Annotated in this window: 13 protein-coding genes and 1 other RNA gene; 5 read left to right on the top strand and 9 right to left on the bottom strand. The window is 66.2% G+C overall.

Annotated features, from left to right (window positions below):
• Positions 1 to 221: 221 nt before the first annotated feature.
• Positions 222 to 2,585, top strand: a complete 2,364-nt coding sequence (locus VA603_RS07365; protein ID WP_323438389.1) for a GH92 family glycosyl hydrolase — start codon at positions 222 to 224, stop codon at positions 2,583 to 2,585.
• Positions 2,582 to 3,070 carry a GNAT family N-acetyltransferase gene (locus VA603_RS07360; RefSeq protein WP_323438388.1) on the top strand — a complete coding sequence of 163 codons (489 nt, stop codon included), beginning with the start codon at positions 2,582 to 2,584 and terminating at the stop codon, positions 3,068 to 3,070. The genes VA603_RS07365 and VA603_RS07360 overlap by 4 nt, the downstream gene beginning before the upstream one ends.
• Before the next feature lie 6 nt (positions 3,071 to 3,076).
• Here VA603_RS07360 and VA603_RS07355 read toward each other — a convergent pair whose 3' ends face one another.
• Positions 3,077 to 3,394 (bottom strand): DMT family transporter, encoded by a 318-nt coding sequence (locus tag VA603_RS07355; RefSeq protein ID WP_132864811.1) that lies wholly within the window; start codon positions 3,392 to 3,394, stop codon positions 3,077 to 3,079.
• 311 nt (positions 3,395 to 3,705) lie between these two features.
• Between VA603_RS07355 and ffs the strand changes: the two genes are divergently transcribed.
• An RNA gene (ffs, locus tag VA603_RS07350) (signal recognition particle sRNA small type) lies at positions 3,706 to 3,802 on the top strand.
• A 27-nt stretch (positions 3,803 to 3,829) separates the two neighbouring features.
• On the opposite strand, the gene VA603_RS07345 is transcribed toward ffs, so the two are convergent.
• From VA603_RS07345 to VA603_RS07335, 3 genes are read right to left on the bottom strand one after another with little or no spacing between them, the layout of a single operon-like run.
• Positions 3,830 to 4,216, bottom strand: coding sequence for a nuclear transport factor 2 family protein (locus VA603_RS07345; protein ID WP_425603676.1), 387 nt, complete (start codon positions 4,214 to 4,216; stop codon positions 3,830 to 3,832).
• Positions 4,213 to 4,980 (bottom strand): MBL fold metallo-hydrolase, encoded by a 768-nt coding sequence (locus VA603_RS07340; protein WP_323438386.1) that lies wholly within the window; start codon positions 4,978 to 4,980, stop codon positions 4,213 to 4,215. The genes VA603_RS07345 and VA603_RS07340 overlap by 4 nt, the downstream gene beginning before the upstream one ends.
• A 1-nt stretch (position 4,981) precedes the next feature.
• Positions 4,982 to 5,731: a 3-deoxy-D-manno-octulosonic acid kinase gene (locus VA603_RS07335; protein WP_323438496.1), complete on the bottom strand. Its 750-nt coding sequence runs from the start codon at positions 5,729 to 5,731 to the stop codon at positions 4,982 to 4,984.
• A 22-nt stretch (positions 5,732 to 5,753) separates the two neighbouring features.
• Between VA603_RS07335 and VA603_RS07330 the strand changes: the two genes are divergently transcribed.
• The gene (locus tag VA603_RS07330) at positions 5,754 to 6,800 is read left to right on the top strand and encodes a glycosyltransferase family 9 protein (RefSeq protein WP_323438385.1); all 1,047 of its coding nucleotides are present in this window, start codon (positions 5,754 to 5,756) and stop codon (positions 6,798 to 6,800) included.
• Between the two features lie 61 nt (positions 6,801 to 6,861).
• On the opposite strand, the gene VA603_RS07325 is transcribed toward VA603_RS07330, so the two are convergent.
• On the bottom strand, positions 6,862 to 7,260 hold the full coding sequence (locus VA603_RS07325) for a DUF6165 family protein (RefSeq protein WP_323438384.1): 399 nt from the start codon (positions 7,258 to 7,260) through the stop codon (positions 6,862 to 6,864).
• 659 nt (positions 7,261 to 7,919) lie between these two features.
• Between VA603_RS07325 and VA603_RS07320 the strand changes: the two genes are divergently transcribed.
• Positions 7,920 to 9,380 carry an MFS transporter gene (locus VA603_RS07320; RefSeq protein WP_323438383.1) on the top strand — a complete coding sequence of 487 codons (1,461 nt, stop codon included), beginning with the start codon at positions 7,920 to 7,922 and terminating at the stop codon, positions 9,378 to 9,380.
• Between the two features lie 115 nt (positions 9,381 to 9,495).
• On the opposite strand, the gene VA603_RS07315 is transcribed toward VA603_RS07320, so the two are convergent.
• The 4 genes from VA603_RS07315 to VA603_RS07300 form a co-directional block, all read right to left on the bottom strand.
• Positions 9,496 to 10,509 (bottom strand): cupin-like domain-containing protein, encoded by a 1,014-nt coding sequence (locus tag VA603_RS07315; RefSeq protein ID WP_323438382.1) that lies wholly within the window; start codon positions 10,507 to 10,509, stop codon positions 9,496 to 9,498.
• Positions 10,493 to 11,206, bottom strand: a complete 714-nt coding sequence (locus VA603_RS07310; RefSeq protein ID WP_323438381.1) for a SapC family protein — start codon at positions 11,204 to 11,206, stop codon at positions 10,493 to 10,495. Before VA603_RS07310 ends, VA603_RS07315 begins: the two co-directional genes overlap by 17 nt.
• 212 nt (positions 11,207 to 11,418) lie before the next feature.
• A complete protein-coding gene (locus VA603_RS07305) occupies positions 11,419 to 14,430 on the bottom strand; it encodes a TonB-dependent receptor (protein WP_323438380.1) in 3,012 nt (1,003 codons plus the stop codon).
• Positions 14,431 to 14,841: 411 nt separating this feature from the next.
• A complete protein-coding gene (locus tag VA603_RS07300; RefSeq protein WP_323438379.1) occupies positions 14,842 to 15,909 on the bottom strand; it encodes a LacI family DNA-binding transcriptional regulator in 1,068 nt (355 codons plus the stop codon).
• Positions 15,910 to 15,923: the final 14 nt, after the last annotated feature.

Below are 15,923 nucleotides of genomic sequence, written 5' to 3'. Positions count from 1 at the left end.
GGCCATCGCCTCCCGCGTCGCGGTCGCCTGTCGTGAGGCAGCTTCCCCCGGCGCGGTCGCCCCGTCACCGTCGCCTACGGCGTCATTCCCGACCGACGTCCCCCCGAAAACGCTCTAGAGCTCCTCAAAGTTCACGGCACCCCTGCGTGATGCACCGCCAGATGTCGTTCCAACTTTGGCATGCTAGTTTTTCAATTTAGACCGATCTAAAAAGGTGCAGGATGAAGAAGCTCGGCGGAACCCTGTTGGCACTGGCAACCCTTGCGGGTGCATTCACCGCTGCGCCTTCGCTGTCCCGCGCCGCAGCTCCTGATGCCGGCCAATCGGCCTACGCCGCCGTCGACCCGTTCATCGGCACCGGGGGCGAAGGGCATACCTATCCCGGCGCCACCGTTCCCTACGGCATGGTCCAGCTCTCACCGGATACCCGCATCCAGTCGCGCAAGGACGGCTACGGCTGGGCCGCAGGCTACCGTTACGACGACAGCACCATCGTCGGCTTCTCGCACACGCATTTCTCCGGCACCGGCCATTCCGACCTCGGCGACCTGCTGCTGATGCCAACCACCGGCGCGCTCAGGCTTGAACGCGGCAACCCGGATCAGCCGGGCAGCGGCTATACCTCGCGCTTCAACCATGACAGCGAGACCGCACAGCCGGGTTACTACGCAGTGACGCTGGACGACTACAAGGTGCGCGCCGAACTCACCGCCAGCACGCGCGTGGGCATGCACCGCTACAGCTTCCCGGCCGGCCAGCCTGCGCACGTGCTGGTGGACCTGCGCACCAGCATGTACGACTACCCGGGCAAGATCCTGTGGTCGCGCATCCGCGTGCGCCCCGATGGCACGGTCACCGGCTTCCGCGAAACCCGCGGCTGGGCGCCGGGCCGGCAGCTATACTTCGCGCTGCGTTTTTCGCAGCCGCTTGCCGGCCATCAGTTGCATGACACCGAGCAGGACGTGGCCTACAAGGGCTTCCCGCCGCCGGCGGAGAAGAACCCGGCGCAGCGCGCGCAGATCGAAGGGCGGCAACTGGTCGCCGCTTTCGACGTGGCGCCGAATGCCGGCACACCGCTGCTGGTCAAGGTGTCCATCTCGCCGGTCAGCGAGGACAACGCCATCGCCAACCTCGATGCCGAAGCACCGGGCTGGGACTTCGATGGCATGCGCGCGGCAGCCAGACAGCAATGGAGCACCGCGTTGGGCGCGGTCGATGCCCAGGGCGACGCCGCGCAGCGCACCCGCTTCTACACCGCGCTGTACCACACCCTGCTCGGCCCGACGCTGTTCATGGACAGCGATGGCCGCTACCGCGGGCCGGACAATGCCGTGCACCAGGCAAAGGGTTGGACGAACTACTCGACCTTCTCGCTGTGGGACACCTACCGTGCCCTGCATCCGCTGACGACGTTGCTGCAGCCACCGCAGCGCACCAACGACTTCGTCAACTCACTGCTCGCCTCGCGCCGCGAGAGCCCGTACGGCGTGCTGCCGGTGTGGTCGTTCCACGGCCTGGAGACGTGGTGCATGATCGGCTACCACGCGGTGCCGGTGATCGCCGATGCCTACATGAAGGGCATCCGCGGCTACGACACCGATGAAGCCCTGCAGGCCATGGTCGCCAGCGCCAACTACGGCCCGTACGACGGCATCGCGCAGTACCGCGAACTGGGCTACGTGCCGATCGACGAGGAAGGCGAAGCGGCCAGCAAGACACTTGAATACGCCTATGACGACTGGAGCATCGCGCAGGTGGCGCAGGCGATGGGCAAGGACGCGGTGGCCGGCGAGTTCAGCCGGCGCGCGGCCAACTGGAAGCACGCCTTCGACCCGGCCACCGGCTTCATGCGTGCACGCCAGCGCGACGGCAGCTTCCGCGAGCCGTTCGATCCCAGTGCCAGCGGCTACGGCAGCGATTACACCGAAGGCAATGCCTGGCAGTACTCGTGGTACGTGCCGCAGGATGTGGCCGGGCTGGCGGCAGCGCACGGCGGCCGCGAGCGCCTGCTGCAACGGCTGGACGCGGTGTTCGAGGCCAAGGTGGACCCGGCGATCTTCGCGCACATGGAGGACATCACCGGCCTGATCGGCTGGTACGCGCACGGCAACGAACCCAGCCACCACGTCGCCTACCTGTACGCCTACGCCGGCCAGCCGTGGCGCAGCCAGGCACGCCTGAAGCAGATCATGGACAGCCAGTACGCCGCGCGCCCCGATGGCCTGGCCGGCAATGACGACCTGGGCCAGATGTCGGCCTGGTACGTGTTCACCGCGCTGGGCTTCTACCCGGTCACGCCGGGCAGCAACCAGTACATCCTCGGCCGTCCGTTCCTGCCGCGCGCCACGCTGAACCTGCCCAACGGCAAGCAGTTCCGCATCGTTGCCGATGGGCTGGATGACGCGCACACCTATGTGGGCGGCGTCACCCTCAACGGCAAGCCATTGGACCGCGTATTCCTGACCCATGAGGAGATCCTGGCCGGCGGCGAACTGCAGTTCCGCATGCAGGCCGAGCCGAACACGCAGTGGCCTTCGGCGGCGGCCATCGCGCCCTATTCCCAGTCCGGCCCGGTGATTCGATGAACCCACCCGGCACCACCACCCGCGCGCCTGTCCACGACGTGCGCGCTTACCGCGCGGCCGACGCTGCGGCCTGCCTGGCGTTGTTCGACGGCAATACGCCCGACTACTTCGCCCCCGGCGAGCGTGCAGACTTCGCGCGCTTCCTGGACGCGCTGGCAGGTGAACACGGCTATCTGGTGATTGAAGCCGCGGGCCGGGTCGTGGCCTGCGGTGGCCTGACCCTCAGCCCGGACGGCACGGCGGGCTTCTGCTGGGGCATGGTCGCGCGCCAACGGCAGCGGCAAGGGCTGGGCCGGCAGTTGGCGCTGGCGCGCCTGCAACAGGCACGCCAGCACCCGCAGGTGCGGCAGGTGGTCCTGAGCACCAGCCAGCACACCGAGGCGTTCTACGCCGGGCTGGGCTTCCGCGTGACCGGCCGCGTGGCCAATGGTCACGGCCCCGGCCTAGACGCGGTGGACATGGTCCTGCTGCTGGACGAGCGCTGAGCCGCCTCAGCTGCTGGACAACTTCATCAGCACCAGGCCGCTGACGATCAACACCGCCGCGCCGATACGCATCGCGCTGACCTGCTCGCCCAGGAAGGTGATGCCAATGACGAATGCACCGACCGCGCCGATACCGGTCCAGATGGTGTACGCCGTGCCCAGCGGCAGGGTGCGCATGGCCGCGGCCAGCAACCAGAAGCTGGCGATCATGCCGACGAGGGTGATGACGCTGGGGACCAGGCGGGTGAAACCATGGGATTGCTTCATCGCCAATGCCCAGACGATTTCCAGCAGACCCGCGACCAACAGATAGATCCAAGCCATGACAGGGCTCCTTGAAGGGGCCAGGCCGTCCTGGATGGGTTCCCGCGATGGGGGAGGTCGTCCTCCGTTGTGGGGCGCATTCTAGCCAAGCCGGCCGGCAATGGCCGTCAACGCGGCGTCACGGGTTACATCGGGTTTACACGGATCTGGCCGCGCAGCCCCGGCATGGGCTACAATCGCCGCGCACGACAGGACCTGCTCCAGTTTGTGTCCGGTCCGTGAGCTGCGGCGGCTGATGATCCCATCGCCCCAACACTTTCTGGATTGCGAATGGCCGCGCATTGCGCGGCCAAACCGTCTCTATGGTGGCCCCGTCGGCCCCTCGCGACGCTAGGTCGAAAATCCCGCCAGGGCCGGAAGGCAGCAACGGTATCGATCGACGCGGGCGCCGAGGTCAGCCGGCGGGGCCACCGCCTTTTTGCGGGGTTGCCGCGCTCAGGGCGCCGGCGTGGCCTGGTGGAAGCACAGCCGCCAGCGTGAACCCTGCCGCCGCCACAACGAACTGCGCTCCGCCCACGCGTCCGCCTGCCCGGCGTGGCGATACCGGCTGCGGTAACGCACCTGGGCAAGATCCGGCGCCAGCAGCGCCACCACGAAGCCCTTCGCCTCGATATCCACCTGCACGCCTTCGGCGGGCAGGTGCCGCAGCATCTGCGTGCGCGTGTAGCAGCGGCCGGACCGGTCGATTTCACTGAAATCGTCATCCAGCAAGGCTTCCAGCCGTTGCCGGTCAGCCCGCACCTCGGCGGTGTGCAGCGCCCGCTCCAGCATTTCCAGCTCGGTGGCCAACGCCGCAGACGCGGACAGGCCGTGCATGCTCAGGGCAAGGTCGCAGGATCGACCTGCGGACCGCTGCAATCGGCCAGTGCAAAGCACTCACCCGGCTCCGCCACCCGATGCCCGCGTGCGCGCAGGGCCTGGCCATCGGCGGCGCTGGCGTAGTGGTACAGCACCATGCGTGCCTGCGTGGCCGCGTCGTACTCCCGCTCCAGGTCGTCCACGCCGGTGTGAGAGGGGTTGCCGTGCAGCCCGCAGTCGTGGGCGATCAATTCGTTGTCGCCGGCATACCGGGCCAGCATTTCCGGGATCGGCCGGGTGTCGCCGCTCCACACCAGCGCGCCGGGAAGGCGCAGGCCATAGGCGGTTTCCGGCCAGTGGTGGCGCACCGGGAATGCCTCCAGCCGCACGCCCTGGTGCCAGAACGCGTCCCCGACCACGATCAGCTGGAACGCATCCCAGAAGTTGGCGCCGCCCTCGGCCAGCACGTTCGGGTAATCGCCGATGCGCTTGTGCAGCAGCGGCACCACCGTGGCCGGCACGTACACACGCACCTTGCCGCGCCGCTGCCGGTTGAAGAAGGCATCCACGAACAACCGCTCGAAGCCGGCCACGTGGTCCAGGTGGACGTGGGTGATGAACAACGCATCCGGCAGCGCGCCGTAGTGCGCGCGGTAGGCGGTCAGCCCCTCGCCGCCGCAATCGATGGTCAGCCAGGGCTGGCCATCGCGCTCGATCACCGCCATCGGCGAGCCCAGCTCCACGGCTGAGGCATTGCCGACGCCCAGGAAACGTACGGCCCAACTCATCTCACACGCCCCGGTTCCAGGCCAGATCGTAGGCACGGCGCAGCCGTGCGTAGTCCTTCTCGACATCTTCGCGACTGCGTTCACCGCGCAGCTTGAGCAGCGAGCGCAGCAGCCGCTTGAGGTTGCGCTCCCGCCAGCGCGTGGCCGGGATGCGCAGCACGCCACGGTCGAAATCAATCAACCAGCCACGGCCATTGGCATCGAACAGGATGTTGTGGGCATTGAGGTCGGCGTGGTCCAGCCCGGCCCGATGGAAACGGGCGATCAGGCGACCGGTCTCTTCCCACGGCGCACCACGCCCGGCCACCTGTGCACGGTCGGCCAGCGAGCGCACGTCCTCCAGCCGTTCCATCAGGATCGCGGCCCGGTAGCGCACGCCTTCGCGCATGTAGAACGCGGCCAGCGGCTTGGGCACCGGCAGCTTCTGCGCGACCAGCTTCCGCATCAGCCGGAACTCGGCGAAGCTGCGGGTGCGGTCGGCACCCTGCCAGAGGTAGCGGTCGCGGCTGAACCTGGCCGCCACGCCACCGCGCAGGTAGTTGCGCAGCACGCAATGCCCGAACGGGGCATCGACGAACCACGCCCCACCGCGACCACCTTCACCCACGGGCCGCGCCTTGTCACCCCAATGTGCCGGGGAAAACAGCGAAGGCTCGGCTTGCCGCAGGCGTTGGCGGTCGAACAGAATGGCACCGTATCCACGACCTTCGCGGCACGGCGTCAGAGCTTCAGTGGCGTCGAATGCGACCATTCTTAGCGAGTCTAACAACACCATGCCTGCAACGTCCTCCCCGCTGTGCCTCTTGCGCCTCTCGGCGCTGGGAGACGTGACCCATGTGGTGCCGCTGGTACGCACCCTGCAGCAGGGCCTGCCGGGCACGCCACTGCACTGGGTGATCGACAAGGCCGGCCACAAGCTGCTCGACGGGCTGCCGGGCGTGCATTTCCACGTCTACGACAAGAACACCAGCCTGGCTGGAATGCGTGCGCTGCGTCGCGAATTGCCAGAGGGGCGCTTCGAGGCCCTGCTGCAGATGCAGGTGGCGCTGCGTGCCAACGTGCTGTCGGCCTTCATCCCGGCCCGGCGCCGCATCGGCTACGACAAGTCACGTTCGAAGGACCTGCACGGGCTTTTCATCAACGAACGCATCCCCGACCGCCCCGGCATCCATGTGCTCGATGCGATCGGCAGCTTCTGCGAGCCGCTGGGCCTGAAGCAGACCGAGGTCAGCTGGGACCTGGCCACGCCGGCCGACGCCCATGCGTGGGCCGCCGCGCAATGGCAGGACGATGGCCGCCAGGTGCTGATGATCTCGCCCTGCTCCAGCCACCAGCGCCGCAACTGGTACGCCGAGCGCTACGCCGCGCTGGCCGACCACGCCGCTGCCCAAGGTTGGCGGGTGGTGCTGTGTGGCGGCCGCAGCGACCTGGAGCGCGACACCACCGACGCCATCCTCGCTGCGATGCAGCACCCGGCCCTGGACCTGGTCGGCAAGGACACGCTCAAGCAGCTGCCCGCCCTGCTCGCCCGCGCCAACCTGCTGGTCACCCCGGACTCAGGGCCGATGCATATCGCCAATGCGGTCGGCACCAAGGTGTTGGGCCTGCATGCGGCCAGCAATCCGGCACGCAGCGGCCCCTATTCGGACCGCCGCTACTGCGTGGACCGTTACGACGACGCCGCCCGTCGCTACCTGCACAAGCCGGCCAGCGCGCTGAAATGGGGCACCAAGATCGAGTTCGACGAGGTGATGTCACTGATCACCGTCGAGGACGCCATCGCTGCCTTCGAGCGTTACCGCAGCGACCACGGCCACTGATCCGCGCAACGAAAAGGCCGCCCCCAGGGCGGCCTTTTCATTTGGCGCGGCTTCCTCCAGCTCAGCCGGCGCGGTAGTCCTGGTAGGACTTCTCTTCCACGTAGCTGGAGCCCAGCGCCAGGTTGATCGCCTTCTTGATGCGGGCGCGCTCGTCGTTCTCGATGTAGACGCTGCGTGCCAACTGCACGAAGCCGTCGTCGAAGGACTGCGCCTTCTCCTTCAGGCGGATGTCGTCCTCGATGTCCCACAAGCGCTCGTTGACCGCCTTGAGCTCGCCCCGCAGCGCGGCCACGTCCTGCGCTGCGGCCGGGTGGGCCGACCAGGTGCGGTCCAGCGCCGCCAGCTCATTGCGCACATTGACCAGTTTGGCCGGATCGCTCATCCGCTCGGACTTGATCTGCAGGATCGAGATCTTGTCGAGCAACTCGCCAAAGGAAACGGGGACCAGGATTTCAGACATGGGGGCACCTGCACAACGTGGCGCACAGTGTAGCCGAGTCACTCCCGTCCACGCCCGCCGTCGACCATGTTGCAGGACTCGCCTCCCGGCGCCAGCCAAACTGCTGCATGATGTCCACGCACCCGCTCGATGGGATCGCTGCGCCACCGCGTTGACGTACCGCCCGCCATTGCCACGCAGCAGGATCGCGGGCATCGCAACGACCGTCGACGGCGCACAACGCCCCTTCCGCAGGCATGCGGAACGACGCAGAAAGGTGCTGCAATGCAGCGTAAAACCGTGCCGACCCAGTGTTTACGGCACCTGCAACCAGCGAACTCGGTAACGAGTGAAAATCTTCATTGACAGCGTTGTCAGTGGGTCGGTAAAACCTTCCCCTGCTGGTCCGGACCGGCACATGCCGTGACCGCATGCGGGGGAAACCAAGACGACAGACAGCGCGGGCGCAACGCCTACGACGCCTGCCATCGCCATAGCCGCCCCGGCATTCCGTCCCGCATGCACCGCGTCCACATCCTGCTGCAGGCGTTGCGCCGTTACACGGAGCCAACGCGCGTCGCCTGCCGCGCTTCATGCCCATTGATCCGGCCACGTCGGTTGCTCCCCCGGGAGTATCGGCACGCCGGGGTACTGCCCACATCTGCAGCGATGACAACCCTATGAGCCAAAAAACCCGTTGGTCGCAGTTTGCCGTACTCATCACGGTGTTCTTCTTCTGGGGCTTCGTCGCCGCCAGCAACGACATCCTGATCCCGGTGTTCAAGAACGCCTTCCACCTGACCCAGGCGCAGAGCCAGTACGTGGCGCTGGCGTTCTACGTCGCCTACACGGTGGGCTCGCTGTTCTACTTCTTCACCTCCAAGCTGATCGGCGCCGACGTGCTCAACCGCATCGGCTACAAGAACGGCATCAGCCTGGGCCTGCTGATCTCGGCCGTGGGCACGCTGCTGTTCTACCCGGCCGCCAACCTCGGTTCGTTCGGGCTGATGCTGTCGGGCCTGTTCATCGTCGGCCTGGGCTTCTCGCTGCAGCAGATCGCGGCCAACCCGCTGGCGATCGTGATGGGCGACCCGGCCACCGGTGCGCAGCGCCTGACCCTGGCCGGGGGCATCAACAACTTCGGCACCACCATCGGGCCGCTGCTGGTGAGCTTCGCGATCTTCGGCAGCGTGGCCTCGGGCAATACCGAGGCCAGCATCGAAAGCGTCAAGACGCCCTACCTGGTGCTCGGTGGCGTGTTCGTGCTGGTGGCGTTGCTGCTGAAGTTCTCGCCGCTGCCCAACCGCATCGACCTGGACGCGCTGGCCGCCGACGAAGCCCAGGACAGCAGCAAGCTGATCCAGAAGCGTTCCGCGTTCTCCTACCCGCAGCTGGTGCTGGGCATGATCGCGATCTTCCTGTACGTCGGCGTCGAGGTCTCGACCATCGCCAACCTGCCGGCCTACCTGGAACTGCCGGTTGAACAAGGCGGGCTGGGGCTGGAAGTGTCGATGATCGCGCCGTTCGTGTCGCTGTACTGGGCCAGCCTGATGATCGGCCGCTGGAGCGGCGCGGCCGGTGCGTTCGACGTCGGCAACAACGTCAAGCGTTGGCTGACCCTGCTGCTGCCGTACATCGCCTTTGGCCTGTTCCTGGCCGTCAACGCCATCGCCAAGCATGAGATCTCGCAGTTCTACGGCTACGCCGGCGTGATCGTGCTGATGATCCTGGCCACCCTGGCCAGCAAGGGTAACCCGGCGCGCATGCTGCTGTACTTCGCCCTGTGCGGCATCACCGCGCTGCTGGTGGGCATGTTCACCAGTGGCATGACCAGCGTGATCGCCTTCATCAGCGTCGGCCTGTTCTGCAGCACGATGTGGCCGTGCGTGTTCACCCTGGCCATCACCGGCCTGGGCCGCAACACCAACCAGGGCAGCAGCCTGCTGATCATGATGATCATGGGCGGCGGCGTGGTCAGCTTCGCCCAGGGCCTGTTGGCTGACCGCATCGGCATCCATTACAGCTTCATCGTCGGCGTGCTGTGCTTCGCCTACCTGGCCTTCTATGCGCTGCGCACGGTCGGCATCCTGAAGAAGCAGGGCATCGACCTGGACCGGCTGACCGCCCAGGGCGGCCACTGAGCGCCCTTCCGTAGGCCGCGGCATGCGGCCTGCGACGGAGCGCTGAACAACAAAGGCCCCGGGCATCACGCCCGGGGCCTTTTTCATTGCAGCGTCATCGCGTTGAAGATGGCCGTCAGCGATTGAGCCGCTGCAGCAGCCGGGCGCGCAGCTCACGCGCCACGCGCAGGTCGATCGGCCCCTGCATGCCACGCGCGGGCTCGGGGATATGCGCGGCGGTATCGGCGTCGGCGTCGAAGATGTAGTGATCGAAGACGTCACGCCAGACCGCCCGCTGCGCCGGCGGCAGGTCACGCACGCTCAGCATGGCCAGCATCAAGGCATTCATCGGGCTGTCCATCCACGCCGGCGACTGTCGCCACCAGTAGTTCACCAGCACGTTGAAGCCCTCCAGCGCCTCCATGTAATGCCACCACATGCTCGGGATGAACACCGCATCGCCTGGCTCCAGCACCGCCACCTGCGCGTGCTGCAGCGCCTGCGCATAACGCGGGTAGCGTTGCAGGTCCGGCGCGGCCGGATCGACCAGGCTGATCGGCTGCCCGGCGGGGGTCAGTTCCATCGGGCCGATGTAGAGGTTGCGCAGCTGTTCGGGCGGGAACAGGGTGACGCGACGACGACCGGCCACCACGCAGGCGATGTTGTCCGGCAGGTCCTGGTGGATCGGGATGCGGGTGCGCCCGCCCACCCAGATGCTGGCAAGGGGCTGCTGCGCGCCAAAGCCCAGGTCGTTGTGGGCACGGAAGCCCGGCAGGCTGCCATCGATGCCCACCGAGCCCATGTACAACACGGGCTCGTCGCTGCTGCCGCGTTGCCGCTGCAGTTCGTCCAGCAGCGCCGGCAACGACGAAGGACGGTGCTCGAAGGCCAACCCGCCCAGATCATCGCGATAGCCCACGCGGCCGTCCATCGCCGCCGGCACCACGGTGACCGCGGCCGGCACATCGGCGGCGAACCCGCGCAGGTAGTCGATCGCGGCATCGGCCGACGCGGCGCCGGCCTGGCTGATCGGCCAGTGCGCGGTCAACCCGCGTAGCACGCAGGGTTGATCGGCGTGCAGCAGCGCCTCGGGCAACGCCCGTGGGTCGACGCCGTGCAGCTCGGCGATGGGCTCAGCGCTGGCCGGCATCACGGCGGTTCGCCCGGTCGATCAGGTCACGCAGGTGCGAGAGCGAGGCCATCGCCATGTGGATCGCCTGCAGGTAGCCATTGCGCGCCAATGCCTGCAACACGCTGCCATCGAGCGCATGGAGCCGCTCCTCGGCGATGGCATGCAGGCCGGCCAGGCGATGCTGCTCACCATTGTCCAATTGCACGTCGAGCACGAACGGCTCCAGCAGCGCGTGCTGCTGCAGCACCTGACCGAAAGCGAGATTTTCATGCAGGCCGTCGTGCAGGCTGCGCAGCACCGAGGCGGCGTGCTCCAGGAACGGCGTATTGCCACCAAACTCCAGGAACAGCGCTTCACCGACGCCGGCCTCACGGCTGACGCGCGGGTGGTCCAGGTCGATGTGGATCAGCGGCTCACCGTTGCTCAGGCCGATCAGGAACGGCTGCCGGCGGACTGCCAACGGCAGGTACGGCGCGTCCCAGTGATCGTCTTCGAGGAACAGGTTCTCGCCCTGGCGCAGCCCCAGCAATGCCAGCGGCTGTACCTGCCCGTTGTCGCCCACGTGGAAGGCAATCGGGTAGTAGGCCTGAAGGTCGCGGAACTCGGCCGGGAACGTGGGAACGGAAGAAACCTCGTCGCCATGACCGCGACCGCTGGCGGTGATGACGCGCAGGTCGTGGTGGTCGACGTTGTTGAGCAGTACGGGATTGGGCATTGCGGCGTCCAGGAATCGGTAGCAACCGGTGAGGTCGATGCCGCCGCAGCAGGATGAAAGCGCCCGGGCAGCGTCATCTCGAAAAGGTGCCGGCCCGCTGGCCAGCGTGTGTCACGGAATGTAGCGCGCCGCGCGGACGACGGATACGCCCATACGTAAACCGCCGCGACGCCAGGGGCGCCGCGGCGGTGGGAGGTCCTGCCGTCTACTGCTTAGAACTTGTAGCGCAGGCCGAACATGTAGCGCGGGCCCAGCTGCGTGATGTTGTGCAGCATGTGCTCGTTGCGGCCGTAGCTGCGGTAGTACGAGTCGGTCAGGTTGATCGCTTCCAGCGACAGGGTCAGTGCATCGGTGACCTGGTAGCTGACGTTGAGGTCCACCTGGCCATAGGCCGACACGTAGGTCGGGGTCTGGCCCAGGCCGGCGAGGAACTTGTCACGCCAGTTGTAGGCCGCACGCACCTGCCACGGGCCCTTCTCGTAGAACGCCACGAAGTTGGCCGTATCGCTCAACCCGGTCATCGCGAACTGGGTATCGACGTTGGTGACGTCGTACTTCAGGCCCGAATCCACCCAGGTGTAGTTCGCCGCCAGGCCGAAGCCGGTCTCGCCGAACACGTGCTGCACGTTGACTTCCCAGCCGTCAAGCGAATCGGAACGGTTGTTGACCGGGTATTCCATCTTGAACTCGGTCACCGGATCGCCGGCGACGCCCTTGATGGAGCCCGCGGCGGCATTGACGCCCGGCTGGCCATCGAAGTGAGCAAAGATGTAGTCGCGGATACAGACGCGGTTGGTCGCGGCGCAGCCACCCTGGTTGATCGCAGCGTTCCAGTACGCACCGCCGGCCGGGCTGTGCAGGTCCGGATAGGCCTTGACCGTGCTGGTCTGGCGGGCGATGAAGTTGTCGATCTTCTTGTAGAAGTAACCCACCGACACATAGCTGGAATCGGCGTAGTACCACTCCCACGACAGGTCGAAGTTACGCGACTCCAACGGCTTCAGCGCCGGGTTGCCCGAGCCACCGTTGCCGCCGTCGTAACGGACCTGGCCACCGATGTTCTGCGACGGGTTCAGGTCGCCCCACTGCGGACGGCCAATCGTCTTGCCGACGCTGGCACGCAGCTTCATGCTGCTGTTCAGGTCGACGGCAACGTCCAAGTTCGGCAGGAAGTAGTTGTAGCTGCCACCCAGGTTACGGAACTGCGAACCGTCGTAGCGGATGACGAACTCGTTCTCCGAGATCCAGTCGATCGCCGAGGGCGCCGACTGCTGTGCCGAGGCGAGCACGTCGGTCTTCTCCCAACGCACGCCACCGGCGACGCTGACCGGCAGGCCCCAGTCGAACGTGTTGCTCCACTGCAGGTACAGGCTCTTGGAGCGCTCACGCACGCTGTTGGCGTAGTTGCTGCGGTTAGCCGTGCTGCCCGGGACCTGGGTACCGGCGAAGCTGTAGTCGAACTGCGGCGTGTAGTCCTGCGCCACGCCCTTGCCGGCGGCAACCCACGCCTTCTCGGCCAGGTCACGCATGGTCTTGAAGTCGTACAGGAAGAAGCCGTCGGTGAAGGCCGGGCTGTTGTGGCCGGAGAAGCGCTTGAAGAAGTTGCCCATGTGGTACAGCGGCCACACTTCGTCCGGGTAGTCACCCGGGTTGGTGGCACCACCCCAGGTATCCAACTGCACGTTGGTACCCATCGAGGTGTTCTTGTACTCGGTGGTGGCGAAGCCGAAGTTCAACTTGGAGTAGTTCTCGAAGCGGAACTCACCGCTGCCCTGCAACTGGTCGACCTTGGCACGCTGGTAGTCGGCGCCGAAGATCGAGCCGGCGACCATCATCTTGCTCGGGTCCGGATCCTTGGCGCCGCCCAGCATCTCGATGTTGAGGATCGGGAACTTGCCGGTGAAATCCATCGAGTTGCCGACGCGGAACTGGCCCAGCGAGGCCACCACGTTACGCGAGCCGTACGGGCTGTCCGGCTTGTTGGTCGCCACCGAGTGGTGGTAGTCCAAGGCCAGGCTCAGGTTGTCGGAGACGTCCCAGGCCACGTTCAGGCCCACCGAGTCGCTCTTGACCTTGGTGGCAGCGTCCGACGCGCCGTTGGCGTAGTCGGTCACCCACGGGTAGGACTCGTGGTACTTCAGCGGCGAGGAGCCCGAACCACTGGTCCAGGTGGTCGAATCAGGGTTGTAGTTCTGCCATACCGACATGTTGTTGGACTGCGTCTGCACCTTGTTCTGGGTGTAGGTGTAGTCCAGCGTGGCGGTGAGGTTGTCCATCGGCGCCCACTGCAGGGTCACCTGGCCGTTGGTACGCTGGCGCTGGATGCGGTTGATCGCATATTCTAGGTTCTGCGGCAGCGAATAGACATCGGTCGGACCCGGGCGGTTGACGATGTTCTCCGAGCCCGGCTGGCCCGGCAGCGGCAGGTTGGAGCCGCCACCGATGCCGCTCGGGTGCGGGGTATCGACGAACGGACGCCAGCCGCCCGGCACGTGCGCGGTGGCCGAACCCGAATCACGTTCCTGGTAGCTGCCGGTCACGGCGATGCCGAAGCGGCCATCGGCCGAGGTGGTGCTGAAGATGCCCGACAGTTCCGGGGTGACTGTGTCGCCACGGACCGACTTGGGCAGGTCGTCGTCGGAGGTATCCCAGACGCCCTTCAGGCCAACGTTGGCGCGGGTGCCCGGGTTGTCCAGCGGACGGGCGGTCTTGATGTTGATGGTGGCGCCCATGCCACCGGCCGGCTTGTCGGCGCGGCTGGTCTTGTAGACCTCGACCTCGGACACCGACTCGGAAGCCAGGTTGCCGAAATCGAACGCACGGCTACCGGTGACGGTCGGCATCTGCCGGCCATTCAACAGCACCAGGTTGTAGTCCGGGCCGATGCCGCGGACGGTGACGCGCGAACCTTCGCCGTTGCTGCGGTCGATCGACACACCGGAGATGCGCTGCAGCGATTCGGCCAGGTTGGTATCGGGGAACTTGCCGATGTCCTCGGAGACGATGCCGTCGACAACGCCGGCGGAGTCGCGCTTGAGGTTCATCGACGACTGCAAGCTGCCGCGGATACCGGTAACAGTGATGGCGTCCAGGTCCGTGGCTTGCGGCGCACGGGTATCGGACGGGGAACCGCTTGCCTGCTGGGCGAGGACTGGCGGGGCGATGACAAGCAACAACGCTGAGGTCAACAGACGCTTTTTAGGCACGGAGTTTGACTGCCTCATGAACCTTCCCTCCCCGGGGATTCAAGTGGTTTCGGATTGAAGTGAGTGGTTGGGTGGTACGCAGCCGGAGTGGCTGTGCGCTGGATTTGAGGGCAATCTGACAGCGTTGTCAAATTCTCTACGGATACCGCTGAAACGGATTAGCCAAGGTATTGAAAACCCGGTGAAATCAGCATGTTGCAACGCATCAACGAACCCCTTGAACAGGGTCGTCTGGCGCAAAAATGGCAGCGCTGACATGCGCTGGTAACAACAACCAGTGCACAAATTTTCTGGGTAGCGCTAAACCCTGACAAAGCCAAGCGAATCAGGTTGATAGCAAAGAAAAACGGATGCCTGCATGGCAGGCATCCGCTCAAGGAACATGTTTCCGGCTGCCCGCACAACGCGGGCCGCGCCACGATAAAGCGCTTATCCCGACGCTGGCCCGGTCGAACGCCGCACCTGCAACGTATAGGCCAGGTCCACCACGCCACCGCTGCCCATCTCGCGGATCTCCTTCAACAGCTCACTGGCAGCCACCCGCCCCATTTCGCGGGTGGGCTGGCGGATCGTGGTCAATGAAGGGTAGATCTGGCGTGCGATGGGCGTGTCATCGAAGCCGCTGACCGAAATATCACCCGGCACGCTGAGGCCGCGCTCGCTGATCGCACAGATCACGCCGGCGGCCATGTCATCGTTGCCGGCGAAGATCGCCGTGGGCGGCTGGGCCGAATCCAGCAGTTGGTTGGCGCCGGCATAGCCGGATTCATAGCTGAACTCGCCGTTGACCACGAGCTTGGCGTCGTAGCGCAGACCGGCGCGGCGCAGGCCTTCGCGGTAGCCGGCCAGGCGCCAGGTACTTGCGCCGTGCGCCGCCGGGCCACTGATGTGGGCGATGCGGGTATGCCCCAGCCCGGCCAGGTGCGCCATCAACGCGCACACCGCGCCGAATTCGTCCACCACCACGCCGACGTGGCGGTTCTGTTCGCGCGCGGAGATGCTGGAGTACGGCACCCCCAGGTCCACCAGGCGCGCCAGCAGCGCGTCATCGTCGGTCAGCGGCGGGGTCAGCACGATGCCGTCCAGCTGCGACTGCATGATCAGCGACTCGACCTTGGCCACGATGTCGTCGGCGTTGTAGACCAGCGGCGCCAGCATCAGGTTGTAGTGCTGGGCCTGGCAGGCATCGAGCACGCCCAGTTCGATCTCCATCAGGTAGTTGGAGGACGGGTTGTCGAACAGCATGGCCACCAGGTACGAGCGCCGCCCCGCCAGCACCCGCGCCGAAGGCAGCGGGCGATAGCGCAGTTGCTCGACCGCGGCCTCCACCTGCGCACGGGTGCGCGCGGAAACATTGGGCTCGTTGTTGAGCACCCGCGAGACGGTCTTGATGGAGACCCCCGCCGATGCGGCCACGTCCTCGATGCGCACGCGTCCAGGCCTGCCGCTTCCCGGCGCCTGTTTGGCTTCGACCGCCGTACGTTTTTTACCAGTCATAGGTTTCCCGGTTT

This window comes from Stenotrophomonas capsici, assembly GCF_034961085.1.
Classification (GTDB): Bacteria; Pseudomonadota; Gammaproteobacteria; order Xanthomonadales; family Xanthomonadaceae; genus Stenotrophomonas; species Stenotrophomonas capsici.
The sequence above is the reverse complement of the archived record's forward strand: the minus strand, read 5'-3'. Positions and strand labels throughout refer to the sequence as shown.